The sequence below is a fragment of the Mesorhizobium sp. M5C.F.Ca.ET.164.01.1.1 genome (assembly GCF_004792125.1).
In the GTDB taxonomy this organism is placed as follows: Bacteria; Pseudomonadota; Alphaproteobacteria; order Rhizobiales; family Rhizobiaceae; genus Mesorhizobium; species Mesorhizobium wenxiniae.
The window spans coordinates 1-347 of sequence record NZ_SRTG01000277.1; the positions used below are offsets into that span (position 1 = coordinate 1).

General features: G+C 60.5%; 1 protein-coding gene. It reads right to left on the reverse strand.

The annotated features are described in order from the left end of the window. Nucleotides 1-23: 23 nt before the first annotated feature. A complete protein-coding gene (locus EN807_RS33465; protein WP_135938013.1) occupies nucleotides 24-302 on the reverse strand; it encodes an usg protein in 279 nt (92 codons plus the stop codon). Between the last annotated feature and the right edge of the window lie 45 nt (nucleotides 303-347).

Consider the following 347-nt stretch of genomic DNA (forward strand, 5'->3'; position numbering starts at 1 on the left):
CGCCCTGCGGCCCGAGATGAGCTTCATTGGATGGCAATGACCCCGTCGACGGCCCGCCATTCCGAGGGCCTGATCAGCCGATGGTGGGCAACGCGCACGGAGTGCAGCGCGCCGTCCAGCTCGCTTTCCCAATAGTCGAGAAAGCCTTTCAGCTCCGGGAAGTTCGGCGCAAGATCGTATTCCTGCCAGACATAGAGCTGAAGCAGGCTCGGGTGGTCAGGAAAATGGTAGTGGATTTCGGCCGTGGTCAGGCCGTAGCCTTCCATCTGCAGGAGGAATTCCCTGCTGACCGCAGTGACCATATGCGTCTCCTTGACTTACGACATCAGGCGTCCAGGCGGTCAGAC

Bases quoted from the DNA above. Each gene is read 5' to 3' on its own strand.
- EN807_RS33465 (WP_135938013.1), bottom strand. From the start codon at position 302: ATGGTCACTGCGGTCAGCAGGGAATTCCTCCTGCAGATGGAAGGCTAC.